Below are 23,502 nucleotides of genomic sequence, written 5' to 3' on the forward strand. Positions count from 1 at the left end.
CTGCGGAGGAGACCTGACCGTTCCGGCGAAGCGCGCGGGCAGCGGTGTCCTGCTGCCATGATCTCGTACGTGACAAGCGAACTAGCGATCGAGATTCGCGGCCTGACCAAGCGTTTCGGGTCGACGTACGCGGTCGCCGGCATCGACCTGGACGTGCCGGCCGGCAGCTTCTTCGGCCTGGTCGGTCCCAACGGTGCCGGCAAGACCACCACCCTGTCGATGGCGACCGGGTTGCTGGTGCCCGATGCCGGCACCGTACGGATCGGCGGTGCCGACATGTGGGCCGACCCGGTGGCGGCCAAGCGGCGGATCGGCGTACTTCCCGAAGGCCTGCGGCTGTTCGAGCGGCTGACCGGCGCGGAGATGCTCTCTTACACCGGACGGTTGCGGGGGCTGCCCGGTGCCGAGGTGGACACCCGGGCCACCGAGCTGCTGAAGGTGCTGGACCTCGCTGGCGCGGCCGGCAAGCTGGTCGCCGACTACTCGACCGGCATGCGGAAGAAGATCACCCTCGCGGCGGCGATGCTGCACAGCCCGCGGGTGTTGCTGCTGGACGAGCCCATGGAAGCCGTTGACCCGGTGTCTGCCCGGGTGATTTCCGACGTGCTGCGCCGATACACGGCGGGCGGCGGCACGGTCGTGCTGTCCAGTCACGTGATGGCGCTGGTGGAGCAGCTCTGCGACACCGTGGCCGTGATGGCCGGCGGCCGGATCGCGGCGGCTGGGGCGGTCGCGGACGTACGCGGCGAGCACGCCCACCTGGAAGACGCGTTCCTGCACCTGGTCGGCGCGCCGGCCGCGGACGAGGGGGAGCTGGCGTGGTTGCGCTCTTCGTCCGACTGAAACTTTCGTTGCTGCGTAACAGGTTCCGTCAAGGACCGGCGGCGATCGGACAGCTGATCGGGAGTTCGATCACGGTCGCCTTCCTGGCCGCGATGATCGTGTTGGTGCTGTTCGCGGCCCGATTCGCCGGCTCGCCCGCGGTGGCCACCGATGTCCTCAGCATCCTGCAGATCTTCCAACTGCTGGGGTGGGCAGTGAGTCCGCTGCTCGCTTTCGGCGTGGACGAGACCCTGGACCCGCGCCGGTTCGCGCTGTTGCCGCTGACCCACGGCACGCTCGTACGCGGCCTGTTCGCGGCGGCTCTGATCGGTGTTTTCCCGATCGGCAATGCGATCGTGCTGGCGGGCGGAGCGGTCGCGGTCGCCAACCCGTGGTGGACGCTGGTGCTCTCGGTGCCGGCCGCGGCGATTCAGCTGCTGATGTGTGTTGGCCTGTCGCGTGCGATGGCGGCGACCATGGCGGGGCTGCTGCGCAGCCGCCGCGGCCGGGACCTCGCGGTGGTGCTCGGCATCCTCGTGGTGTTGCTTCCGCAGGGCCTCAACATCCTGGTGAGCGGCGCAGCGGGTGGTCGAGTCGATCCGGTGAACCTGCTGACCGGGGCGGCGAACTCGCTGCGGTGGTTGCCGCCGGGGGCGCTCGCCCATGTCGCTTCGGACGCCGGTGCCGGGCGCTGGGGTCTGGTCGCGTTGGACCTGCTCGTCGGCCTGGTGGCAGTGGTGCTGCTTGCGCTCTGGTGGCGCAGTGCGCTGGCGCGGTCGCTGGTACGTCCGGATGCCTCCACCACGGTGCGGTCGAACCGTCGGGGCGCGCTGTCCGGGTTGGCTGAGCGGCTGGTCCCCGGTCCGGTGGGCCTGATCGCCGGTCGCGACCTGCGCCTCGCCGGCCGCGACCCGATCCGGCGGATGTCGTGGGCGACCTCGGTGGTGATCGGCATCGTCGTACCGCTGGTGCCGCTCTTCTCCGGCCACAGCTCGATCGGGGGACCGTACAGCGGCTGGATGATCGCCCTGCTGGTCGGATTCCAGGCCACCAACCAGTTCGGCTTCGACGGCTCCGGCCTGTGGCAGCACCTGGTGATTTTCGGCGGCCGCGCGCACGCCCGCGCGGAGGTGCTCGGCCACGCGGTCGCTGTTCTGCTGCCCGGCATCCCGCTCGTACTCGCCGCGTCAGTGGCCTACCCGCTGATCCTCGGTCAGCCCGGCCAGATCCCGGCCGCGATCGGCCTGCTCGGCGCGATCTTCGGCGGCGCGATCGCCGGCGCGTGCGTCAGCAGCGTGTGGGCCCCGTACGGGATGCCGCAGTCGCGATCGAGCGCCTTCGCCTCCAGCGCCCCCGGCCAGGGCGGCCGAGCCTTCCTCACGCTGTTGATCTCCCTGTCCATAGCCGTGGTCACCGCGCTGCCGGCCGGGATCTTGCTGGCTCTGGGCCTGACCGTCCTGCCGGCCCTGCTCTGGGCCGTACTGGTCGTCGGCGTGCTGTGCGGGATCGGCGCGATCGCGCTCGGCGTACGAGTGGCCGGCGACGCCTATGCCGTACGAGGCCCGGCGATTCTCGCCATCGTGGCGTCCGGCGACCGCTCTTGAGCGACGCTTTCCGAGCGAGGTGATCTGCACAATCGGATTCCGATTGTGCAGATCGCTACATAGGGTGCGGCGCGAAATTGTCGTAGGTGTCTGTTTTTCTTTCCCCCTCCCTTTGAACGGGCGGGGGGTGGGTCGAGAGGTGGACCTTAATTTTTAGTTGAACATCGGTCCTCAAACCCGCCCCCCACCCGTCACTGGGTGGGGGCAAATTTGCCGGAGGGGTACGACAGTTTCGCGCCGCACCCGGCGCGAAAGGTGCGTCCAACTGGTCGAGGTCGGGACAGGCCTCAGCGGATGGTGGCCTGGGCGACGGGGACCTGGAAGGCGCGGCACCAGATCAGGATGGTGGTGGGCGCCGACACCGCGGTGCCGGCGGGGACGGGGTAGTTCTGGTTGCCGCTGCTGGCTTTGAGGCCGCCGAGGTCGGGGGTTTTGCCGGGGTTGCGGGCACCGGCGCCGGGGACCAGGTGGATGCGGAAGTCCGGGCCCTGTTCGATCTTGAAGTTCTCGAAACGTACGACATAGGTGCCGTCGGCGGTACGGATCAGCCGCGCGGTGCCGCTGGCCTTGTGGCCGATGCCCGTCAACGCGGCCTGTCCGACATCCCCAGCGACAGGGGCGGGAGAAGCCGAGGCGCCAGCCGAGGACGGCGGTGCGAGAGCGGCCGGAGGAGCCTTCTCGTCGACGGACGTGACGATGAAAGCGGGCGCTACCCCGTACGCGGTGGCCACCACGACCGGCAGCCAGAAGCCGCTGAAGGCCAGCCACCCGGGACCGCGCAGCAGCCGTACGAGCAGCCCGACGACCACTCCGACGACCAGCGCGCCGCCGATGAAGGCCCAGACCAGTGGGTTACCGACGGCACCCAGGACGACCTGCGGTTTGACCAGCGTGACGACGCCCATGACGACGCTGATGACAACGCCGGGAACGACCAGGCCGAGCAGAAAGGCGCGCAGCCAGCGAGGCCGTCGGGCCGGCGGAGGCGGCGGGGTGCCAAACGGACCGGACGGACCAAACGGGGCAGACGACTGCGGTGGGTACGACATGCACCCAGTCTCCCGGCCAAGGGCAGCTGACGGAAAGCTGACAGTCCTTATGGATTGGTGAAGCTGAACCGTTACGGCCAGGGCGCATGTCACTTCCGCCGGCCCGGCGGCCGGCGGCCCGCCGTGGGGTGGTTACCCTCGGTCGGCATGTGCGGCATTGTGGGGTACGTCGGTCATCAGCGCTCGTTGGATGTTGTCCTGGAGGGCCTGCGCAGGCTCGAGTACCGGGGATATGACTCGGCCGGGATCGCCGTGGTCGCCGATGGCCGGTTGGCGACCGAGAAGAAGGCCGGCAAGCTGGCCAACCTGACCGAGGCGGTCAGCGCCCACACCGCGGACAACGGCATCGCCCTCGGGCGTACGGGCATCGGCCACACCCGCTGGGCGACGCACGGCGCTCCCAACGACCGCAACGCCCATCCGCACACGTCGATGGACGGCAAGATCGCGGTCATCCATAACGGCATCATCGAGAACTTCGCGCACCTGCGTGCCGAGCTGGAGGCGGCCGGCATCGAGCTCGCCTCGGACACCGACACCGAGTGCGCCGCGCACCTGTTGGCGCAGGCGTACGCGACCCTTGACCACCTGCCGGTCCAGAGCACGCCGGACAGCGCCGGCCGGCTGGCCGAGGCGATGCGGCTGGTGTGTCGGCGTCTGGAAGGCGCGTTCACGCTGCTCGCGGTGCATGCGGACGCTCCCGACGTGGTGGTCGGCGCGCGCCGTAACTCGCCGCTGGTGGCCGGTCGCGGCGACGGTGAGAACTTCCTCGCCTCCGACGTGTCCGCGTTCATCGAGCACACCCGGGAAGCCGTCGAACTCGGCCAGGACCAGGTCGTGGAGATCACTCCGACCGACATCCTGGTCACCGACTTCTTCGGGGTGGCGGTGACGCCCAAGGAGTTCCACGTCGACTGGGACGCCTCGGCCGCCGAAAAGGGCGGCTACGACTACTTCATGCTCAAGGAGATCGCCGAGCAGCCGCAGGCGGTCGCCGACACGCTGCGCGGCCGGCTCACCGACAGCGGTGACCTGACCCTGGACGAGGTCCGGCTGACCGACCAGGACCTGCGGGACATCGACAAGATCTTCGTGATCGCCTGCGGCACGTCGTACCACGCCGCGCTGGTCGCCAAATACGCCATCGAGCACTGGACGCGGATCTCGGTCGAGGTGGAGCTGGCCAGCGAGTTCCGCTATCGCGACCCGGTGCTGGACCGATCCACGCTGGTCATCGTGATCTCGCAGTCCGGCGAGACGATGGACACGCTGATGGCCCTGCGGCACGCCAAGGAGCAGAAAGCGCGCGTCCTCGCGATCAGCAACACCAACGGCTCCACCATCCCGCGCGAGTCCGACGCGGTGCTCTACACACACGCTGGTCCGGAGGTCGCGGTCGCGTCGACCAAGGCGTTTCTGACGCAGGTCGTCGCGGTCTATCTGGTCGGACTGCTGTTGGCGCAGGTACGGGGCATCAAGTATGCGGACGAGGTGGCAGCGGTCGTGCAGCAGCTGCAGAAGATGCCGGAGAAGATCTCCGCGGTGCTGGCCACCATGGAGCCCGTACGCGAGCTGGCCCGGGACCTGGCGTCCGCGCAGCAGGTGTTGTTCCTCGGCCGGCACGTCGGATACCCGGTGGCCCTGGAAGGCGCGCTGAAGCTCAAGGAACTGGCGTACATGCACGCGGAGGGCTTCGCTGCCGGCGAGCTCAAGCACGGCCCCATCTCGCTGATAGAGGCCGGTACGCCGGTCGTCATCACCGTCCCGTCGCCGCGCGGCCGGGCGATCCTGCACGACAAGATCGTCTCGAACATCCAGGAGGTGCGGGCCCGGGGCGCTCGTACGATCGTGATCGCCGAGGAGGGCGACGAGGCGGTCGCGCCGTACGCGGACCACATGATCCGGGTGCCGCACACGCCGACGCTGCTCGCGCCGCTGGTCACCACGGTGCCGCTGCAGGTGCTGGCGTGCGAGATCGCGGCCGCCCGCGGCCACGACGTGGACCAGCCCCGCAACCTCGCCAAGTCCGTCACCGTCGAATAGCGACGCCCGCGGCCGGGATCGATGCCGGCTGCGAGATTTCCTTGCAACGATGCAAAACGTGTGTGAGGATCTTCTGGTCAGTATGCATGGCGGCCGCATTTCGAGGTGAAGTCTTGACCGTTCTCCTAGCTTTGGCATTGTCGGCGTCCTTGGCGCGGTCAGTGGGTGAACCGGGCCAACGAGAGCGGCTGCTCGCCTGGGCCGAGTCGCAGCACTTCACATATTGGTCAACTCCTCGGGATGATCTCAGGACCCGTTTCCCAGGGCCGCCTTTCGCGGCCAGCCAACGGCAGTCTGACGGGCGGGGCGGCTGGCTGAGCGCCGAACGAATCCACCACGTGGTGACGGGAAGTCGTGGTGGCCGAGAATTTGTTATCTTTCAGTACAGCCAAAGTTTCGTTCGGCCATATCTGCGTCCGGACAATCCAAACCGCACGTACGACGGTTATCACGCGATCGCCGTCATGTCGGCAGGGCGAAAACTTCCCGCATTGTGTGTGCAGGGGCGGCCCGGTCGCGGACTACCGACAGTGGAACCCGCCACCACGCTCGCCGGGCGGTTCGCCGAGGACTTTCAAGTGACCACTGGTGATCCGGACGCGGCCAGGACGGCCCTCAGCCCGGAGTTGATGCGATGGTTGCTGCACATGCCGTGGCAGCCGTTGAATTTCCGGTTTCTCGGCAGCGATGTGATTTGCTGGGCCGACGCTCATGTGTTCGGTCAGTGGGGACAGGGTGCGCTGGACCAGCTGTCCAGGACCGTGGATTTGCTGGAATCTAACAAGCGGTGAGTTGTGGGATGGCTGTACGAGCCACGTCGACATAAGTCTCGTCGATCTCCACGCCGATGCTGTCATACCCGACCACGTTGGCGGCCGCCAACGTCGATCCCGATCCAGCGAAGGGATCCAGCACCACGCCCTCGCCCAGCGGCAGGACGGCGCGTACGACCTGCCGCATGAAATCCTGTGGCTTCAAGGAGGGGTGCCGGGCGATTTTCCGTTCCAGCGCACGAGTCGGCGCGGATTTGATCACGTCCCCGAACGGCTGGTCGGCGGAAATCCGCCGCAGTCCACCGGTTTTCCATTTCCGCAGATTGGCCGCGACCGTACCGTCGACGGGTTTGCGGCACACCACCCACGGCTCCCACATCGAGCGCGCCATCACCGAAACGTCCGGGAATTCGTCGTGGGCGTTCTTCGGCCGGTCCCCGCCGCGCATGGTGGTCACCAGCCGGACGATCTCGCCGCGCCTTTCCAGGCCGGCGTCCGACAACGCGGCCGAGACGAGGTAGGACACCAGCGGATTGGCGGCCACGATGACATGCGCTCCCGGTGCCAGCACCGGCAGCACGGCCTTGCCGAAATTTCGGAAGAAATGCGCGATGTAGGCGAGGTCGTCCTCGGTCAGCGTGGTGAAACGCGGCAGCGGCGACCGCGGCCGGCCGTCGTACGACGGCGGGATCCGCCAGACCCCGCCCCGGCCGGCGCGCAGTTTTCGTTGCTGCGCGGGGGTGTATTCGACGAGTCCGTACGGCGGATCGGTGACTACGCCGTGGACGCTGTTCGCCGGTTGCTCGCGCAGCCAGGCCAGCGCGTCGGCGTGAAAGAGCTGGGCTCGCCCGTACTGAAAGGCCGGCTGCTGGGCGGCCGGTACGGACTCGGACGGGTGGGGGTGCTCAGTCAACCGCCCACCTCGTCATCCTCGACCGAATTGCCACGTCCGCAACGCGAAACTACACGTTGTCGCCGGCCGTCCCAAGCGGCCACGCCCGTCTCGGCGGGTGGTCAGACGCGCTCTTAGCCAACCGGCACTGGATTCGGGCATTTGTGGTAGCCCGGTTATCGTGTCTCTTGTGCTGCGGGTTTGTCGGGCACGAGTGATGATTGTCATCAAAGGGGAGCGGGAGAAGACCAGCGATGAACGCAGCGGTTCCGGGGGCGTACGGCGCGCCGGCAGGTCCGTACCCGTACCAGCGGCTGGCCCGTCCGATGCACCGCACCAGCGTCGGGAAATGGCTCATCGGAGCGGCCGCGGCCGGATTTGTGGGACTCGCCGGCCTGGTCGTGGTGGTCCTGCTGGGACTGCACTACGGCCCGCTTCTGCTGCTGTTGTTCGGATTGTTCGCGATGTTCCCGGTGCCGATCCTGATCGGCTGCGCGGTCTGGCTGTCCCGGTTCCAGCCGCAGCCGTGGGGCGCCCGCCTTTTCGCGCTGGGCTGGGGCGCCACCATCTCGGTCCTCATCGCCGGTTATGCCAACGATTTCCTGCAGAGCATGTTGTTTGGCGGGGATCGTACGCTGGCCGCGGTGTTCGCCGCGCCGCTGGACGAGGAAAGCCTGAAGGGGCTGGCGCTGCTGCTGATTTTCGCACTCAGCCGGACCAAACGCATCCTGCCCAATGCCGGGCGGTATTTCACCGGCCCGCTGGACGGGGTGGCATATGCGCTCTTTGTCGGCGCCGGCTTCGCTTTCGTCGAAAACATCACGTACCTGGCGTCGGCTTTCATGAACGGCCAAATGCAGCGTGGGATGGCCTCGGACGGTTTTTTCAGCCTGCTTCTGCTTTTCTTCGTACGCTGCGTCCTGACACCTTTCGGGCATCCGCTTTTCACGTCGGCCACTGGCATCGCCCTGGGGTTCGCGGCCCGAAGCAACATCAACATCGTGATCCGGGTGATCGCGCCGGTTGGCGGCTGGATGGTCGCGATGATGCTGCACGGTTTCTTCAACGGCTCGCAGGCCTTCGTGCCGTCGGGCCTGGCCGGTTTGGTCATCGAATTCACCGTGGTGCTCCCGCCGGTGTTCCTGGTGTGGGTCGCGGTGGTGCTTTTCCTGCGATACAACCAGTTCCGAATAGTCCGGCGGGGGCTGGACGGCTACGTCCGCTCCGGCTGGTTCTCACCCGCGGACGTCGACCAGTTAGCCTCTCTCAAAGGGCGTGGGGTGGCTATCCGATGGGCCAAGAATGCCGGTGGTTCGGAGGCCGGCGCAGCCATGCGTGAGCTGCAGTCCGCGTCCACCCAGCTCGCGATCGCCCGGGACGCGGTGAACCACGGCTACCACCGGAACACCTTCGCCGCCGATGAGTCGCGGCTGCTGGGCATCATCGGGTGGCAACAACAATTCCTGCGACGTTATCGCCGCGTGCCGGTTTAGGCCCTGTCTGGTTCGGCCGCCGAGCCCAGGCCCACCATCAGCCAGTGCCCGGATAATCGCCCAACATGCGCCTAATTCGGTACGTGCAATGAGCTGTCCGTCAGCCGAGGTTGAACCCGCCTTCGGAGCTGATCACCTGGCCGGTGACCCAGCCACCGTCCGGGCCGACCAGGAAGGACACCAGTGCGGCCGCGTCGTCCGGCGTGCCCCAGCGGCCCAGCCGCAGCCGGGTCAGTGCCGCCGCGGTGATGTCCGGCGTCGCCCAGCCGGTGTCGGTGGGGCCCGGATTCACGCAGTTCACCATGATCCGCTGGCTAATCACCGCGGCGGCGAGGCTTGGTGTCATTCCAGCCAGCGCCGCTTTGCTTGCCGCATAGGGGATTTCGTCGGCCATCGGGCCGTTGTGCTGACCGGAGGTGAAAAGCACGATCCGGCCATCGCTGCCCTTGAAATGGCCGGCGAATTCCTTGACCAGCAGGAAAGTGGATCGACTGTTGATCGCGTACGACGCGTCGATCTCGGCCGCGGTGATTTCCGCGAGAGAACTGCGAGGAGTGGTGCGGGCATGGTTGGCGACCAGGATGTCGAGATGTCCGAAGGCGTCGATGCCGGCTTGGACCACCTCGGCCGGTGCCAGTGGATCGCTGAAGTCGGCGCTGACGTACTCAACCCGACGCCCCGCCTCGCGCAACTCGTCGACAATCGACGCCGGCGCACCCGTACCCATCTCGTTGTGACGCTCCGCGTCATGCCGCTCCCAGCCTTGAAGCAGCAGGTCAGCGCCCTGCGCGGCGAGCCGGCGAGCGATCGCGACGCCGATTCCGGCCTGCCGGCTCACTCCGGTCACGACCGCGGTGCGACCGGCGAGGGCGTTGTCGAACATGTTGGCGGTCCTTTCGTACGCTGACGTGGTGATTGTCAGTGTGGGGATGGACGTCGTGCTAGTCGAACGATTTGCGGCCGCGCTCACGCGTACGCCGCCGCTCGCCGACCGCCTGTTCACCGAGGCCGAGCGCACCACGTCCTCGGGTAATCCGCGGTCGCCGGAGTCGCTCGCGGCCCGGTTCGCGGCCAAAGAGGCGGTCGCCAAGGCGCTGGGCGCGCCGGTCGGGCTGAGCTGGCACGACTGTGAGGTTGTCACGGATGCGGACGGCCGTCCGTGGCTGACAGTCTGCGGCACGGTCGCCGACGCGGCCGCCGCCGCCGGCATCGCCCGCTGGCACCTGTCGCTGTCCCACGACGGTGGCATCGCCTCCGCGATGGTCGTCGCCGAAGGCGCCTAAAACCTTCGCGAACTCGACGTTTCCGCTGTCACTTTCGGGGTTTCTCAAACGAAAACGTCAGGTTCGCGGGTGGTCTTGTTCCCACGCTTGGAGTTGGTCTTGGGCCCAGGTGGACCAGGCCAGTTGTGCCGCGTACGTACGGCGGCCGTACTCGGCGGCGAGGCGACCGAACCAGGGTTGGTTGTCCGAGTCGGGCTGGAGATCGAACCGCTCGATGATGTTCTCGATGTCCGCGCCGGCCTCGCTCGCCTCCCGCTGATAGCCGCGCAACAGGACCTTGCGGTCGGCCGTGTCCAGGGTGTTCAGCAGGAAGAGCCGGAGGACCGATTCGTTCCGTACGAGCGGCGCGGTCGGCGGATGGATCAGCCATTCCCGCAGCTCGGTGCGGCCACTGTCGGTGATCGCGTACGTCCGGCGGCCGCGTGCGCCCTCGTCGACAACGTCGATCAGGCCCTCGTCGGCGAGCTTGTTCAGCTCCGGATAGATCTGGCTGTGTCGGGCGTGCCATGCCCACCGCTGCAGCGAGATCTCGAACGTCCTGGCCAGGTCATAGCCGCTGGCCGGCTCGTCCGCGAGCAGGCCCAGCAGGGCGTATCGCAACGACATCGGTCCACACCTCCGTCCTGCACTCTAGTGCAAAGATCTACAGATTGAGATTGACATGTCGAAATCGATAGGTCATTCTCTTCATGTCGCATCCGACAGGAGGATCTCATGACCGCCACACAGAGTGATAAGAACACCGATCAGCTCCAACCGGAGCGCTACTTCGCGCCGGTCCCGGACGAGACCGAGGCGTACGACCTGCCGGTCACCGGCACGTTGCCTACGGAGCTGGCGGGCCGCTATTTCCGGAACGGACCGAACCCGCTGCCCGGTGACCCGTCCGGGCACTGGTTCACCGGTATCGGCATGCTGCATGGCGTACGCATCGCCGGCGGTAAGGCGGAGTGGTACCGGAACCGCTGGGTCAAGACCGCTCGGCTGGCCGGGGAGCGATTTATGGACGAGAACGGCCGCCGTAATCTCGCCGTCAATTCCGCGAACACGCACATCATCGAACATGGCGGCAAGCTGCTGGCGCTGTGCGAGGTGGGTTTTCCTTACCAGGTCACGCCAGAACTCGACACGGTTGGTCCGGTGGACTTCGGGGGCCGGTTGACCACCGCGATGACCGCTCATCCCAAGCAGGACCCGGTGACCGGCGAGCTGCATTTCTTCGGCTACGGGTTCCGGCCGCCTTTCCTTACGTACCACCGCCTTTCGGCCAGTGGAGAGCTGGTCCACAGTGCCGAGATCGACGTACCGGCATCCACCATGATGCACGATTTCGCGATTACCGAGAACTACGTGATCTGGCTGGATCTGCCCCTTGTCTTCGATCACACCCTGTTGGAACGGGGAATGCCGTACGAATGGCGGGACGCGTATGGTGCCCGGCTCGGCGTGATGCGCAAAGACAGCACCAAAGTTCAGTGGTTCGACGTGGACCCCTGCTACATTCTCCACGTTGGTAACGCGTTCGAGGACTCCCAGGGCCGGATCGTGGTGGACGCTGTCCGCTACAGCAGACGATCGTGGGACGCGCTTTGGGGCCAGATCGGTGGTGCGGTCGAAGTCGGAAACCACCTCGTCGACGCGGCGACGTCGCTGGGCGTCAGCGCGATGCACCGCTGGACGCTCGACCCTGCCAGCGGGACCGTCAGCGAGCAGCTCGTCGACGATCGTGGCGTCGAATTCCCCACTATCAACGAAAGCCGGACCGGCTTGCCCAACCGGTACGTCTACACCGTAGGCAACGGCCACGTCGGCGCGATTGTCAAGTATGACACCGAGACCGGCCGCAGCTGGGCGAACGAGCTGGGCGACCGGGTAGCCGGCGAGGCAGTCTTCATCCCGGCCGACGGCGGCACCAACGAGGACGATGGCTGGCTGATGTCGATCCTGAGCGAGCGCAGCGGCAAGGGATCGCAACTGGTCGTACTGGACGCCGGTGATGTGGCCGCCGGACCGGTCGCTACGGTCGAGCTGCCGCGCCGCGTACCAGCCGGATTCCACGGTTCCTGGTTCGCTGACGGGGTCACTGACTGACAATGTCCACGACACTTCCACGGGGAGGGAACCCGATGACGGAGACTGCCGAGACCGCGCCGCGAGTGCCACAGATGCGAACGATGATGTTGTCGTTGCTGTGGGACGTGGGCCTGGCGCTGATCGCGTACTACGGACTGCGTGCATTGGGGCAGTCTCCGTTCGTCTCGCTGCTGGCGGGCACGATCGTGTCGGGCCTGCGAGTGGCCTGGGTGGCTATCAAGGCGCGTCGTGTCGACGTCTTCGCCGGCTTCCTGCTGGCGGTGTTCGGGGTCGGGCTGGTGCTGTCGTTCGTCACCGGCAGCGCCCGATTCCTGCTGTTGAAGGACTCCGTCGGCACCGGCGTGGCTGGTTTGCTCTTCGCCGGCAGCTGTTTCGTCGGCCGGCCGCTGATTTTCTACGCGGCCAAACGAATGCAGGGCGACGGTGGAGCGCGCTTCGAGGACCTGTGGGCGACCGCCGAGCCCTTCCGGAAGATGTTCCGGCTGATGTCGATGGTGTGGGGTCTCGGCCTGCTTTTCGAGGCTCTGGTCCGCATCCCGCTGGTGTTCCTGCTGCCGATCGACGTGATGACCGGCCTGTCGTCGATCATGTTCATCGCCGCGATGGTGCTGCTCACCGTCTGGACCTTCGGGTATGTCCGGCGGAAACTGCGCGACCGACCGGTGCCGGCCGCCGCGGAATGACGGTCACTGCGGGTAGGGTCGGGAAGGCCGATGTCACTGCGGTGTCGGCCGTCCTGACCCGTGCTTTTATGGATGACCCGGTGATGTCCTGGATGATGCCGGACGACGCCGAGCGCGACCGCCGGCTGCCGCTGTTCTTCCAAGCCGTCATCCGGCATGAACATCTCCGGCACCACACCGTCGACGCCGCCGTCGCGGACGGCGCGGTCCGCGGCGCGGCACTGTGGAAGCCACCCGGCGGCTGGCAGGTCGGGTGGCTGCGGGCGCTGCTGTCGATGCCGGCCTACCTCCGCGCTTTCGGCCCGTACGTGAAAAACGCCGGCCAGGTCCAGGAGGTCATGGCCAAGACCCACCCACACGAACCACACTGGTATCTGTCCGTCATCGGCACCGACCCGACCGCCCAAGGCACCGGCGTCGGCACCGGCCTGATCACCTCCCGGCTGGCCGCCTGCGACCGCGATCACCTGCCGGCGTACCTGGAATCCAGCAAGGAGTCGAACGTGCCGTATTACGCCCGTTTCGGCTTCGAGGTGACGCGCGAGATTCAGCTCCCGTCAGCCGGCCCCACCCTGTGGGCGATGTGGCGCCAGCCCCGCTGAATCCGCACAGTCGGATTCCGATGGGACAGCCCTCGTACGTAGGGTGCGGCGCGAAACTGTCGTACCCCTCCGGCAGATTTGCCCCCACCCAGTGACGGGTGGGGGGCGGGTTCGAGGACCGATGTTCAACTAAAAATCAAGGTCCACCTCTCAACCCACCCCCCGCCCGTTCAAAGGGAGGGGGAAAGAAAAACAGACACCTACGACAATTTCGCGCCGCACCCTCCCGGTGAGCCGATGGGAAATAGGACCGGCACCGAAGAGTGATCAAAGCGGGAGACCGCTTTGGCGGCTGGGCGGCGCGTCGGGCAACCTTGGTCGCATGCGACTGGCGTACGGGGTGGATCAGGTACGGGCGGCCGAAGCGGCTCTTATGGCGAAGTTGCCGGACGGCGCGCTCATGCGGCGGGCGGCGGCTGGGCTGGCGCGGAGGGTGGCGATTCTGCTCAAGGACGGCCGCGGCGGCGTGTACGGGGCGAAGGTCGCGTTGATGGTCGGCGTCGGCGACAACGGGGGTGACGCACTCTATGCGGGAGCCAGGCTGGCTGGTCGTGGAGCCCTCGTCGAGGCCGTGCTGCTGAAGCCGGAGCGCGCGCATAGCGACGGTCTTAAGGCGCTCAAAGCGGCCGGTGGGCGGGTGGTGAGCAGCATCCCCGCGGATGCGGACGTGATCCTCGACGGGTTGGTCGGCATCGGTGCCAGCGGGGGATTGCGGCCTGATGCGGCTGAGCTTGCCGCCGCGGCGGCGCTGACGGGGGCGCCGATCGTCGCGGTGGACACCCCGAGCGGCATCGACCCGACCACCGGAGCGGTGCCTGGCGAGGCCGTACGAGCCGATGTCACGGTGACGTTCGGCTGCCTGAAAGCGGGCCTGGTGGTGGGGCCAGGGGCGGCTCGCAGTGGGCTGGTGGAGCTGGTCGATATAGGCATCGGGCCCCACCTTGGCGCGCCGGCCGCGCTGATCCCGGATGAGGCCGACATCGCCGACTGGTGGCCGCGGCCCGGCCCGACCGATGACAAATACACCCGTGGTGTGCTGGGCATCGCGGCCGGCTCGGACATCTATCCGGGGGCCGCGGTGCTCGCGGTGGGCGCGGCGCTGGCCGGGCCGGCGGGGATGGTCCGGTACGCCGGCACCGCGCTCGAGCCGGTACGAGCCGCCTACCCGGAAGTGGTCGCCAGCGCCAATCTGCGCGACGCCGGCCGCGTACAGGCATGGGCGATCGGCTCCGGGCTCGGCACCGGCGAGCCGGCTACCGGGATGCTCTGGCAGGTGCTGCAGTCCGACCTTCCGGTGGTGATCGACGCCGACGGGCTGACGGTGCTGGCCGGGCACCAGGAATGGGTACGCGACCGGAAGGCGCCGACCCTGCTCACCCCGCACGACCGCGAGTTCGCCCGGATTTTCGGGCCGATCGGCGAAGACCGGCTGGCGGCGGCCCGCCGAGCCGCCGCCAGGTTGCGGTGCACGGTGTTGCTCAAGGGCGACCGGACGATCGTCGCGGACCGGGACGGCACCGCGTACGTGAACCCGACCGGCACGCCGGTGCTGGCCACCGCCGGCAGCGGAGATGTCCTGTCCGGCATCGCCGGGGCGCTGCTCGCCGCCGGTGTTCCCGCTGGTAAGGCCGGCGCGGCTGCCGCGTACGTGCATGGCCTCGCCGGTCGACTGGCGGCCGAGAACGGGCCGGTCAGCGCCGCTGTGGTCCGGGACACGATGCGGGCCGCGGTGCGCGGCCTGTGGCCGGCCGCTGGCTGAAACCTGGGAGACTGGACGACATGTCGTTGCAGTCCGAGGCGAGGATCGACCTGGCCGCCATCCGCGCCAACGTGCGCGAGCTGCGTGGGCGGACCAACGCCGAGGTGATGGCGGTGGTCAAGGCGGACGGGTACGGGCACGGGATCGTGCCGGCGGCCCGGGCCGCGCTCGCTGGCGGCGCCACCTGGCTCGGCGTGGCGACCCTCGACGAGGCGCTGACCGTACGGGCGGCCGGCATCAGCGCGCCGCTGTTGGCCTGGCTGATCGCCCCTGACCAGCCACTGCGGGCGGCCGTGGAGGCCGATGTCGAGCTGTCCGTGGCGACCGGCTGGCTGCTGGAGGATGTGGTCGCCGCCGCCGAGGCGTCCGGTCGTACGGCCCGGATCCAGCTCAAGATCGACACCGGGCTCGGCCGCGGCGGGGTCGGCCCGGCCGAGTGGCCCGCGTTGGTCGACGCGGCCGCCAAACACGCGGCCGCCGGGACCGTCGAGATCACCGGCATCTGGAGCCATTTCGCCCGAGCCGACGAGCCGGGCGATCCGAGCATCGCCGCACAGCAGAAGACTTTCGCTGAGGCGCTGGAAGTGGCCGCGGGGCTGGGTGTTGACCCGCCGCTGCGGCACCTTGCCAATTCCGCGGCCGCGCTCAGCCTGCCGAACGCGCATTTCGATCTGGTCCGAGCGGGGATCGCGATTTACGGTTATTCGCCTGTCCCAGGGGAATTTGGCCTCCGGCCGGCGATGACCATGCGCGGCTCGGTAGCCGTGGTGAAAAGGCTGCCGGCCGGCCATGGCATTTCGTACGGGCATATTTACACCACCCAAACCGAAACCACGGTCGCCCTGGTGCCGCTCGGCTATGGCGACGGAATTCCGCGCCACGCCAGCAATATCGCCCCACTGTGGGTGGCCGGGCGGCGGCATCGGATCGCCGGCCGGGTGTGCATGGACCAGTTCGTGGTCGATGTGGGCGACGATCCGGTCGAGGTTGGGCAGGACGCGATTCTGTTCGGACCGGGCGACCACGGCGAGCCCACCGCGGACGACTGGGCGGCCGCTTTGGACACCATCAGCTACGAAATCGTGACCCGCGTCGGCGCGCGGGTGCCACGGACGTACGTCGGCGAGGAGACTGCGTGAGCCGCATCAAGAATGCCGGTCTGATTGGTGGACTGGTCGGCGTCGCCGCGGCCGGGGTGGCCGCCGGCCTCGCGGTGGAGCGTTTCGCGGTCGGCCGGGTCCGCAAAGCCGGCGACGACGACCCGTACGCGACCGAGCCTTTTGGTCTGCTGCCAGCGGATCAGGAGCGGATCGTGACCGGCCCGGACGGCGTCGAGCTCTACACCGAAATCGTGGAGCCGGACCGGGATCGGGCCGCGCCCGAGCTGACCGTGGTGTTCGTACACGGATTCTGCCTGGACATGGGCACCTGGCATTTCCAGCGCCGCGGCCTTTCCAGGGTTTCGGATCCGCGGTTCCGGATGGTTTTCTACGACCAGCCGGGGCATGGCCGGAGCAGCCGCAAACCCTCCGGCGACTATTCCATCGACGAGCTCGGCGGTGACCTGGCCGCACTTATCGCCCAGGTGGCGCCAAAAGGCCCGCTGGTGCTGATCGGCCATTCGATGGGCGGCATGACGATCATGGCGCTGGCCGAGCAGGATCCGGAGCTGTTCGCTGACCGGGTGGTCGGCGTCGGGCTGATCGCCACCTCGGCCGGCGACCTCGACTCGGTCGCGCTGGGAATGCCCGCACCGCTGGCGAAAAGCCGTAAGCCGCTGACGCCGGCACTAACCGCTGCGCTGAAAGTCTCGCCCGGCATCGTGGATGGCATTCGGCGGCTCGGTTCGGACGTGGCCTGGCTGCTCACCCGCCGCTATGCCTTCGCCGATTTCGCCGCATCGCCCTCGTTGGTGTCCTATGTGGAGCGGATGATTTCGTCCACGTCCAGTGACATTATCGCCGGCTATTTGCGTACGCTGTCAGAGCATCACCGCTATGCCGCGCTGGAAGTGGTGGACGGCATCGAAACCCTGGTGGTGGCGGCCGACGACGACCTGCTGACGCCGGTGCAGCACAGCGAGGAAATGGTCCGGTTGCTGCCCGGCGCGGAATTCGTGGAACTGGAGTCCGGCGGGCATCTCGCACTGATGGCCCAGGCGGACATCGTGAACGCGAATATCGCCGCTTTCCTGCAACGCGCCCTGCGATCGGCTGGCGCCCCGCGCACTGTCCCCGAATCCCGCATCAAGCAAGCCCGCTCCGAGCGGGCCAAAAAGGCCAAGGAAGCCGGCTCCAGTGAGCGCCGCCGCTTTCTTCGGGTCCGGCGTAAGGAAAAGTCGGCATGATCCAGCAGTTGCCCACCCCGGCCGATACCAAAGCGTACGGGCACAAACTCGCCAAGCTGCTCAAACCCGGCGACCTGCTGGTGCTGACCGGGCCGCTGGGCGCTGGGAAAACCGCGCTGACCCAGGGCATCGCGGCCGGTCTCGGCGTACGCTCGCCGGTCACCAGCCCGACTTTCATCATGGCCCGCGTACACACCGACGGCCGCGTTCCGCTGGTCCACGTCGACGCGTACCGACTGGGCGACTCGCCCGACCTGGCCGGTGAGATCGACGCGCTGGACCTCGACGTGACCGCCGAGGACGCCGTCACTGTCGTGGAATGGGGCAGCGCGGTGGCCCACCGGCTGGCCGAGGACTACCTGGAGGTCCGGATCGCTCGCCGCGACGACTCCGAGGAACGCCAGGCCGAGCTGGTCGCGCACGGCACCACCTGGCCAGCCCGGCTTTCGTCGAGCTGAGCTCGCGGCGGGTGGGGCGGGGAATCAACACACGGCGTGAGCATCGGACATCGCCGGTAGGTAGGCTCCGTATCCGTGTTCGCGCTTGTACTCGACACCGCCACTCCGGCCGTCAGCGTCGGCATCGCCGAGGTCACCACCGACGGCTTGACAATGGTCGCCGAAGACCAGGTGGTGGACGGCCGGCGGCACGGCGAGGCGCTCGCCGTGCTGATTGCGGGCTGCCTGGACAAGGCCGGCATTCGGATCGACCTGCTCGACGCGGTGGTCGCGGGCGTCGGTCCTGGTCCGTTCACGGGCCTGCGGGTGGGGCTGGTCACCGCCGCCGCGATCGCCGACGCACGGCAGATCCCGGCGTACGGCGTGTGCTCGCTCGACGCCATCGCGGCGGGGCTCGGCGGGCCGCTGCTGGTGGCGACGGATGCGCGGCGCAAGGAGATCTACTGGGCCACCTACGACGCGGCCGGCGCGCGAGTCAACGGACCGTCCGTCGACAAGCCCGCGGCCGTACGGGAAAACATGGACGCTGTCGAGCGCGCGGCCGGAGCGGGCGCGGCCCAATACGCCGAGATATTGGGACTGCCCGTCACCGGCCCGGAATATCCGTCCATGCCGGCGATGGCGAGGCTGGCAGCCGACCGGGTCCGGGCCGGCGCGCCGACCGAGCCGTTGACCCCGCTCTACCTGCGCCGGCCGGACGCGACCGAGCCGGGAGAGCGCAAAAAGGTCAACCGATGAGCATCCAGGCGGATGCGCCGACGGTCATCATCGACCGGATGCGCTGGTGGCATATCGATCCGATCCTGGTGATCGAGGACGACCTTTTCGGGGCCGAGCGGTGGACGGCCGGAATGTTCTGGTCCGAGCTCGCCGGCGCCGACCGCTACTACCGGGTCGCGGTGGAAGGTCTGGACGAGGTCGTCGGCTACGCGGGCCTCGCGCATGGGCCGGATTCGGCCTGGGTGCACAACATCGCGGTCCGCCGCGACCGACAGGGCCGCGGCCTCGGTGCCCGGCTGCTGGACGACCTGCTGGCCGAGGCGGTACGCCAGGAAGCGCCGCAGGTCGCCCTGGAAGTGGCCGCCAGCAATGCGATCGCTCAGCGGCTTTATGCCATCCGAGGCTTCGAACCTGTCGGCGTACGCAAGGCTTATTACCAACCAAGCGGCGAGGACGCCGTAGTGATGGTACGGGAGATGTGATGGCGCAGTCCGAGCCTTTGGTGCTGGGGATCGAGACTTCCTGCGACGAGACCGGCGTCGGCATCGTGCGGGGCCAAACTCTGCTGGCCGACGCCATTGCGTCCAGTGTGGACAGTCATGCCCGTTTTGGCGGAGTGGTGCCAGAAGTGGCGAGCCGGGCGCACCTGGAAGCGATGGTGCCGACCATTCATCGCGCGCTGGACACCGCTGGCGTACGACTGTCCGATGTGGACGCCATCGCGGTCACCGCCGGCCCAGGCCTGGCCGGCGCGTTGTTGGTCGGTGTGGCGGCGGCAAAGGCGTATTCGCTGGCCGCCGGAAAACCGCTCTACGGCGTTAATCACCTGGCCGCGCATGTCGCCGTCGACACCCTCGAACACGGCCCGCTGCCGGAACCGGCGATGGCCCTGCTGGTCTCCGGCGGGCATTCGTCGTTGCTGCGAGTCGACGATCTGACTGGGGACGTACGCACCCTCGGGTCCACAATGGACGATGCTGCCGGCGAGGCCTTCGACAAGGTCGCGAGGCTGCTCGGACTGCCGTTCCCCGGCGGCCCGCATATCGACCGGCGGGCCCGCGACGGCAACCCGGAGGCGATCACCTTTCCGCGCGGTCTCACCGGCCCTCGTGACCTGATCGACCATCCGTACGATTTTTCCTTCTCTGGCCTTAAAACCGCGGTCGCCCGGTGGGTCGAGGCGAAGGAACGGGCCGGCGAGCCGGTGCCGATCGCCGATGTGGCCGCGTCCTTCCAGGAAGCCGTCACCGATGTGCTGACCCGCAAGGCGATCGCGGCTTGTACGGCCGCGGGCATCGAAACTCTGGTGATTGGCGGCGGGGTGGCGGCGAACTCGCGACTGCGCCAGCTCGCCGAGCAGCGCGCTACCAAGGCCGGCATCCGGCTGCGGGTGCCGCGGCCGGGCCTGTGTACGGACAACGGCGCGATGGTGGCCGCGCTGGGCAGTCATCTGGTGGCCGCCGGCCTGCCGCCGTCCGACCTCGCCATCGCGGCCAACTCGTCGATGCCGGTCGAGCTGGTCAGGGTCTGACCGGTGATCGTCCGGATGTGGGAGGTGATGACCTTCCCCGAGGCGTACGCCGAGGTGCTGTCCTGGATGTGTGAGGTGGCCGCGGTCGAGTTGGAACGCCATCCTGGTTGCTTCGGCTGCGAAATCCTGTCGTCCACCGACCGCCGGATCGTCGCGATCAGCCATTGGCGCGAGGAGCCGGCCGACCCGCCCGCGCCGCCCAGTCACTTGATCTCGTCCGGCCCGAACACGTACGACTTCTTCTCCGTCGAGCGTTGACTTGCCTATCGGGAAAGTCAGTGTTAACTTTCCTGGTAGGCAAGTCAACGCGAGAGGTGTGGACATGATGGACATAGAAGAAGCCCGTTCGAGTATGCGTACGGTCGACGAAAGCCAGGAAAAAGTCCGGTCGTCGACGGGAAAACTGCCGATCTGGTATTCCGGCGGGATCGCGGTGGCGCTGTTCGTGGTGTTCGCGGTGGGTGATGTCCACCTGCCGCCGATCGCCGTGTTGGGCCTGGTCGCGGTGTATTTCGTCGTTATCACGGCACTTCTTGTGGCGCTGAAACGGTCGCGGGTACGCCCGCACCGGACCGACTACCAGCCGGCCAGGCTGGTGGGTGGCGCCATCCTGCTCGGCGCGGTGCTGGCGATCGTGGTCGCGGTCTCGGAGCCGCTGCTGCGATCGGCCGGTGTCGCGTTGGCTGGCACGATGACAGGCCTGCTGACGGCACTGGTCTTCATGCTGCTGGTGTTCCTGGTGCTGCCGCGTTTGGACCGGTGGGCCCGGCGCGACCAGGCATGAGTGCTCCCGACGGATTCGACGAGCTGATCCACCCGACCACCCGGCTGTCGCTGGTGGCGCTGCTGGCGGCCACCGAATGGGCCGAGTTCTCCTTCGCGAAGGAATCGCTGAGACTGAGCGACTCGGCACTGTCCAAGCAGGTGTCCACTTTGGAGGACGCCGGCTATGTGGAAGTGCGCAAGGAAGGCGCCGGCCGGCGCAGGCGTACGAAACTTCGCCTTACCCAGCGGGGAAGATCGGCTTTCGAAGGTCATGTCGCGGCATTGCGGCGGATTATCGAAGCCTCCGTGGTGCCCGAACAAAGCGCCTGAACAATGTGCCTAAACACAGCGCCTGAACAAAGCGCCTAACACAGCGCCTGAACAAAGCGCCTGAATCACTGGCCTGGACCGCAGATCAGCGCGATCGGGCGGCTGCCGATCCGAGTCAGTGCCAACGAACCCTCGGCCGAGCCGGTCAGCCGCAAGTCGCGGCGCAACTGCTCCACATCGACCGCCGATCCGCGCTTGAGGATCGTCAGCCGGCCAATATCGCGGGCCCGCAACGCCGACCGCAGTTTTTTCAGCGAGAACGGGGCAACTTCCTCGATCGGGTACGCCCGAGCGAAAGCCGTTTCGACGAACGGACCGGTCAGGTAGGCGATATGTGGATCCATCAGCCGCGCACCTAACAAGGCGGCCAGTTCGGCGACCAAATGTGCTCGTACGACCGCGGAATCCGGGTCGTAGAGCCAATCGCCGATCTCGCCGACCGGCGCCACCTGGGCACCGTCTCCGGTCAGGGTGGCGCCGGCTGGCAGCACGGTGGCCCGCCGGGTCGCGGTCGCCAAACCCTGCGAATAAAGCGCAAGCTCGACCAGCACCCCGCGATCGGAGACCCATTCCGCCTCGACTTGGGTCGGGATCAACGCATGATCCAGCCCCGGCGCGAGTTTTGCTCCCGCGTAAGACATCTTGCGGAGAAGGTCGAGGACGAACGAGTACGGCGGCGCGTACGACTCCGGGTCCGGGGTCCGCCGGCCTCCGGACCGCCGGGCCGGATCGCAGAAAACGCCGGCGAAAGTGGCTAATTCGACGGCGGTGGCGTCGTCGCAGCGTACGGTCACCCAGTCGTCGAGGCCCAGCGCCTGGGCGTTGGCGGCCGCGATGGCGGCGGTCAGCGGGTCGGCGTCGATCGCTTCGACGGCGATGCCGGCGGCGGCGAAGGCGAGCATGTCACCGCCGACCCCGCAGCAGAGGTCCGCGACCGGCGAGATGCCGGCATAACGGGTCGCTCGGTGGGCGGCCACCGCCGGCCGGGTGATCTGCTCGGCGCCGTCCGGAGTGAAGAACATCCGGTGCGCCGGCTCGCCGAGCCGAACCGCGGCCCGCTGCCGCAGCCGTACGGTCGTCAGGGCAGCTGCCACCAACTCAGGATCCTGCCCGGTGGCTCGCAGGGCCGCGGTCGTACGCACCAGGTCGTCGCCGGCTCGCGCGGTGGCTTCGGCCAACAGCGTGGCGCCTGCGCTCGTACGCAGCTGGGCGAGCGTCGCCACGGTCAGACTCACCGGGTGATCCTCCCCGACACACATCGAGGCCGGCGCCCAGGGGACGCCGGCCTCGGTATCGGGGAAGTCAGATCAGGCCCGGTGGTAGCTCTGCAGATCCACCCGCGGGAAGTCGCCGCCCGGGACCTGGTTGTCGCCGTGCAGCACGATCGTCGCGCCCTGCTTGCTCTTCAGGGTGCAGTAGATGTTGCCGGCGCCGACATCGCAGCTGGGGTTGCCCCAGGTCTGTTCACCGGGCAGCGGCTGCGCCAGCAGCGCCTTGAAACCGGCCTGGCTGGTCACGTGCGCCAGCAGGTCGTAGTTCTGGTCACTGAAAGCGGTCGCGGCGGCCTTTGCGTACGCCGGGACACTCCGCGCTGGCAGTGTGGCGTGCCCGCCGGCGGTGTAGGCCGCGCCGACGATCCCGTGCGCGGTCGACGGCCCGTTGGGCAGGTGCACCACGACCGTGTCGCCGGTCGGGTACGCCGCGAAGGTGCAGTAGATCTGGCCGGCGCCGGCGTCACAGCTGCTGAAATACCAGACCCGGCCGCTGGTCTGTCGGGGGATGCTCTGGAACTGCTTGTAGGACGCCGCGGTGGTCAGCTGCCGAAGCCGGGCCGTCTGCTGCGTACGCCAGGCCTCGAAGGCCTCTTTCGCGTACGCCTGCGGGGTGGTCGGGATGCTGGTCGCGCTGACCGGGATCCCGTTGGCCACCGGCGTACCAGTGTTGCCGGCGGCGTTCTGCCCGGCTGCCGGTGCTGGATCGCCGCCGGTAGCGGTGTTCGTATTCGTGTTCGTACCGGCCCCGCCGAGCTGGGTAGCCGACCTGGCTGCCACCGGCTGGGAAGGGTGGAAGTATGTGGACGCCGCGTACGCGGTGCCGACGCCGAGCCCGCCGGCGACCAGCACGCCGGCGGTCACGCCGACCACCAGGATGCGCCGTTTCGACTGCGTAGTAGTCATTTTCGCTCTCCTCTATGAGACCGCCGCCCCCGTACCGACGACTTGCCCCTGAGACGCGGCAGCCGGTGCGAAGGTTG

General features: G+C 68.0%; 25 protein-coding genes. 19 read left to right on the forward strand and 6 right to left on the reverse strand.

The features are described 5' to 3' along the window. The first annotated feature begins 69 nt into the window (after positions 1–69). Positions 70–843: an ABC transporter ATP-binding protein gene (locus ABD301_RS08710; protein ID WP_279579814.1), complete on the forward strand. Its 774-nt coding sequence runs from the start codon at positions 70–72 to the stop codon at positions 841–843. Continuing rightward, positions 819–2,426: a hypothetical protein gene (locus ABD301_RS08715; protein WP_344308748.1), complete on the forward strand. Its 1,608-nt coding sequence runs from the start codon at positions 819–821 to the stop codon at positions 2,424–2,426. Before ABD301_RS08710 ends, ABD301_RS08715 begins: the two co-directional genes overlap by 25 nt. Before the next feature lie 287 nt (positions 2,427–2,713). Here the strand turns inward: ABD301_RS08715 and ABD301_RS08720 are convergent, their stop codons facing one another. Beyond that, entirely contained in the window at positions 2,714–3,475 is a 762-nt protein-coding gene (locus tag ABD301_RS08720) for a DM13 domain-containing protein (RefSeq protein WP_344308750.1), read from the reverse strand. A 147-nt stretch (positions 3,476–3,622) separates the two neighbouring features. On the opposite strand from ABD301_RS08720, the gene glmS reads away from it, so the two are divergent. After that, positions 3,623–5,518 carry a glutamine--fructose-6-phosphate transaminase (isomerizing) gene (gene glmS / locus ABD301_RS08725; protein WP_344308752.1) on the forward strand — a complete coding sequence of 632 codons (1,896 nt, stop codon included), beginning with the start codon at positions 3,623–3,625 and terminating at the stop codon, positions 5,516–5,518. A gap of 530 nt (positions 5,519–6,048) precedes the next feature. Beyond that, a complete protein-coding gene (locus tag ABD301_RS08730) occupies positions 6,049–6,309 on the forward strand; it encodes a hypothetical protein (RefSeq protein WP_163567702.1) in 261 nt (86 codons plus the stop codon). On the opposite strand, the gene ABD301_RS08735 is transcribed toward ABD301_RS08730, so the two are convergent. Next, entirely contained in the window at positions 6,296–7,204 is a 909-nt protein-coding gene (locus tag ABD301_RS08735) for a DNA-methyltransferase (protein WP_344308755.1), read from the reverse strand. The genes ABD301_RS08730 and ABD301_RS08735 overlap by 14 nt on opposite strands. A 233-nt stretch (positions 7,205–7,437) precedes the next feature. Between ABD301_RS08735 and ABD301_RS08740 the strand changes: the two genes are divergently transcribed. Then, a complete protein-coding gene (locus ABD301_RS08740) occupies positions 7,438–8,676 on the forward strand; it encodes a PrsW family intramembrane metalloprotease (RefSeq protein ID WP_344308757.1) in 1,239 nt (412 codons plus the stop codon). Positions 8,677–8,776: 100 nt separating this feature from the next. On the opposite strand, the gene ABD301_RS08745 is transcribed toward ABD301_RS08740, so the two are convergent. After that, positions 8,777–9,559: an SDR family oxidoreductase gene (locus ABD301_RS08745; protein WP_344308759.1), complete on the reverse strand. Its 783-nt coding sequence runs from the start codon at positions 9,557–9,559 to the stop codon at positions 8,777–8,779. A 28-nt stretch (positions 9,560–9,587) separates the two neighbouring features. Between ABD301_RS08745 and ABD301_RS08750 the strand changes: the two genes are divergently transcribed. Next, on the forward strand, positions 9,588–9,959 hold the full coding sequence (locus tag ABD301_RS08750; RefSeq protein ID WP_163567735.1) for a holo-ACP synthase: 372 nt from the start codon (positions 9,588–9,590) through the stop codon (positions 9,957–9,959). A 57-nt stretch (positions 9,960–10,016) separates the two neighbouring features. Here ABD301_RS08750 and ABD301_RS08755 read toward each other — a convergent pair whose 3' ends face one another. Then, positions 10,017–10,565 (reverse strand): PadR family transcriptional regulator, encoded by a 549-nt coding sequence (locus ABD301_RS08755; protein WP_344308762.1) that lies wholly within the window; start codon positions 10,563–10,565, stop codon positions 10,017–10,019. 108 nt (positions 10,566–10,673) lie between these two features. Between ABD301_RS08755 and ABD301_RS08760 the strand changes: the two genes are divergently transcribed. From ABD301_RS08760 to ABD301_RS08820, 13 genes are all read left to right on the forward strand, one after another. Beyond that, positions 10,674–12,050, forward strand: coding sequence for a carotenoid oxygenase family protein (locus tag ABD301_RS08760; protein WP_344308764.1), 1,377 nt, complete (start codon positions 10,674–10,676; stop codon positions 12,048–12,050). Positions 12,051–12,085: 35 nt separating this feature from the next. Further along, a complete protein-coding gene (locus ABD301_RS08765; protein WP_279579819.1) occupies positions 12,086–12,736 on the forward strand; it encodes a VC0807 family protein in 651 nt (216 codons plus the stop codon). Further along, on the forward strand, positions 12,733–13,338 hold the full coding sequence (locus ABD301_RS08770) for a GNAT family N-acetyltransferase (protein WP_163567707.1): 606 nt from the start codon (positions 12,733–12,735) through the stop codon (positions 13,336–13,338). The genes ABD301_RS08765 and ABD301_RS08770 overlap by 4 nt, the downstream gene beginning before the upstream one ends. A 322-nt stretch (positions 13,339–13,660) precedes the next feature. Next, a complete protein-coding gene (locus tag ABD301_RS08775; RefSeq protein ID WP_344308769.1) occupies positions 13,661–15,097 on the forward strand; it encodes an NAD(P)H-hydrate dehydratase in 1,437 nt (478 codons plus the stop codon). A gap of 20 nt (positions 15,098–15,117) precedes the next feature. Continuing rightward, entirely contained in the window at positions 15,118–16,236 is a 1,119-nt protein-coding gene (gene alr, locus ABD301_RS08780; RefSeq protein ID WP_344308771.1) for an alanine racemase, read from the forward strand. Then, entirely contained in the window at positions 16,233–17,444 is a 1,212-nt protein-coding gene (locus tag ABD301_RS08785) for an alpha/beta fold hydrolase (RefSeq protein ID WP_163567708.1), read from the forward strand. Before alr ends, ABD301_RS08785 begins: the two co-directional genes overlap by 4 nt. Next, positions 17,441–17,902: a tRNA (adenosine(37)-N6)-threonylcarbamoyltransferase complex ATPase subunit type 1 TsaE gene (gene tsaE, locus ABD301_RS08790; RefSeq protein WP_163567709.1), complete on the forward strand. Its 462-nt coding sequence runs from the start codon at positions 17,441–17,443 to the stop codon at positions 17,900–17,902. Before ABD301_RS08785 ends, tsaE begins: the two co-directional genes overlap by 4 nt. Positions 17,903–17,977: 75 nt before the next feature. Next, positions 17,978–18,640 (forward strand): tRNA (adenosine(37)-N6)-threonylcarbamoyltransferase complex dimerization subunit type 1 TsaB, encoded by a 663-nt coding sequence (tsaB, locus tag ABD301_RS08795; RefSeq protein WP_344308774.1) that lies wholly within the window; start codon positions 17,978–17,980, stop codon positions 18,638–18,640. Beyond that, positions 18,637–19,104 (forward strand): ribosomal protein S18-alanine N-acetyltransferase, encoded by a 468-nt coding sequence (rimI, locus tag ABD301_RS08800; protein ID WP_163567736.1) that lies wholly within the window; start codon positions 18,637–18,639, stop codon positions 19,102–19,104. Before tsaB ends, rimI begins: the two co-directional genes overlap by 4 nt. Continuing rightward, complete coding sequence (gene tsaD, locus ABD301_RS08805) at positions 19,104–20,153, forward strand: tRNA (adenosine(37)-N6)-threonylcarbamoyltransferase complex transferase subunit TsaD (protein ID WP_163567737.1); 1,050 nt, start codon at positions 19,104–19,106, stop codon at positions 20,151–20,153. The genes rimI and tsaD overlap by 1 nt, the downstream gene beginning before the upstream one ends. A 3-nt stretch (positions 20,154–20,156) precedes the next feature. Continuing rightward, complete coding sequence (locus ABD301_RS08810) at positions 20,157–20,411, forward strand: hypothetical protein (RefSeq protein WP_279579821.1); 255 nt, start codon at positions 20,157–20,159, stop codon at positions 20,409–20,411. A 64-nt stretch (positions 20,412–20,475) separates the two neighbouring features. Beyond that, a complete protein-coding gene (locus tag ABD301_RS08815; RefSeq protein ID WP_163567711.1) occupies positions 20,476–20,937 on the forward strand; it encodes a hypothetical protein in 462 nt (153 codons plus the stop codon). Further along, entirely contained in the window at positions 20,934–21,248 is a 315-nt protein-coding gene (locus ABD301_RS08820; protein WP_344308779.1) for a transcriptional regulator, read from the forward strand. Before ABD301_RS08815 ends, ABD301_RS08820 begins: the two co-directional genes overlap by 4 nt. A gap of 65 nt (positions 21,249–21,313) precedes the next feature. Here the strand turns inward: ABD301_RS08820 and ABD301_RS08825 are convergent, their stop codons facing one another. After that, positions 21,314–22,483 (reverse strand): class I SAM-dependent methyltransferase, encoded by a 1,170-nt coding sequence (locus ABD301_RS08825; protein WP_344308781.1) that lies wholly within the window; start codon positions 22,481–22,483, stop codon positions 21,314–21,316. Between the two features lie 72 nt (positions 22,484–22,555). Beyond that, positions 22,556–23,425, reverse strand: coding sequence for a hypothetical protein (locus tag ABD301_RS08830; RefSeq protein ID WP_344308783.1), 870 nt, complete (start codon positions 23,423–23,425; stop codon positions 22,556–22,558). Positions 23,426–23,502 lie beyond the last annotated feature (77 nt).

This window comes from Fodinicola feengrottensis (assembly GCF_039530045.1).
Classification (GTDB): domain Bacteria; phylum Actinomycetota; class Actinomycetes; order Mycobacteriales; family HKI-0501; genus Fodinicola; species Fodinicola feengrottensis.

Coding starts and splice junctions, on each gene's coding strand:
- tsaD (WP_163567737.1), top strand. CDS start 19,104: ATGGCGCAGTCCGAGCCTTTGGTGCTGGGGATCGAGACTTCCTGCGAC.
- ABD301_RS08820 (WP_344308779.1), top strand. CDS start 20,934: ATGAGTGCTCCCGACGGATTCGACGAGCTGATCCACCCGACCACCCGG.
- glmS (WP_344308752.1), top strand. CDS start 3,623: ATGTGCGGCATTGTGGGGTACGTCGGTCATCAGCGCTCGTTGGATGTT.
- ABD301_RS08815 (WP_163567711.1), top strand. CDS start 20,476: ATGATGGACATAGAAGAAGCCCGTTCGAGTATGCGTACGGTCGACGAA.
- ABD301_RS08755 (WP_344308762.1), bottom strand. CDS start 10,565: ATGTCGTTGCGATACGCCCTGCTGGGCCTGCTCGCGGACGAGCCGGCC.
- ABD301_RS08740 (WP_344308757.1), top strand. CDS start 7,438: ATGAACGCAGCGGTTCCGGGGGCGTACGGCGCGCCGGCAGGTCCGTAC.
- ABD301_RS08775 (WP_344308769.1), top strand. CDS start 13,661: ATGCGACTGGCGTACGGGGTGGATCAGGTACGGGCGGCCGAAGCGGCT.
- ABD301_RS08830 (WP_344308783.1), bottom strand. CDS start 23,425: ATGACTACTACGCAGTCGAAACGGCGCATCCTGGTGGTCGGCGTGACC.
- alr (WP_344308771.1), top strand. CDS start 15,118: ATGTCGTTGCAGTCCGAGGCGAGGATCGACCTGGCCGCCATCCGCGCC.
- tsaE (WP_163567709.1), top strand. CDS start 17,441: ATGATCCAGCAGTTGCCCACCCCGGCCGATACCAAAGCGTACGGGCAC.
- ABD301_RS08745 (WP_344308759.1), bottom strand. CDS start 9,559: ATGTTCGACAACGCCCTCGCCGGTCGCACCGCGGTCGTGACCGGAGTG.
- ABD301_RS08760 (WP_344308764.1), top strand. CDS start 10,674: ATGACCGCCACACAGAGTGATAAGAACACCGATCAGCTCCAACCGGAG.
- rimI (WP_163567736.1), top strand. CDS start 18,637: ATGAGCATCCAGGCGGATGCGCCGACGGTCATCATCGACCGGATGCGC.
- ABD301_RS08765 (WP_279579819.1), top strand. CDS start 12,086: ATGACGGAGACTGCCGAGACCGCGCCGCGAGTGCCACAGATGCGAACG.
- ABD301_RS08720 (WP_344308750.1), bottom strand. CDS start 3,475: ATGTCGTACCCACCGCAGTCGTCTGCCCCGTTTGGTCCGTCCGGTCCG.
- ABD301_RS08770 (WP_163567707.1), top strand. CDS start 12,733: ATGACGGTCACTGCGGGTAGGGTCGGGAAGGCCGATGTCACTGCGGTG.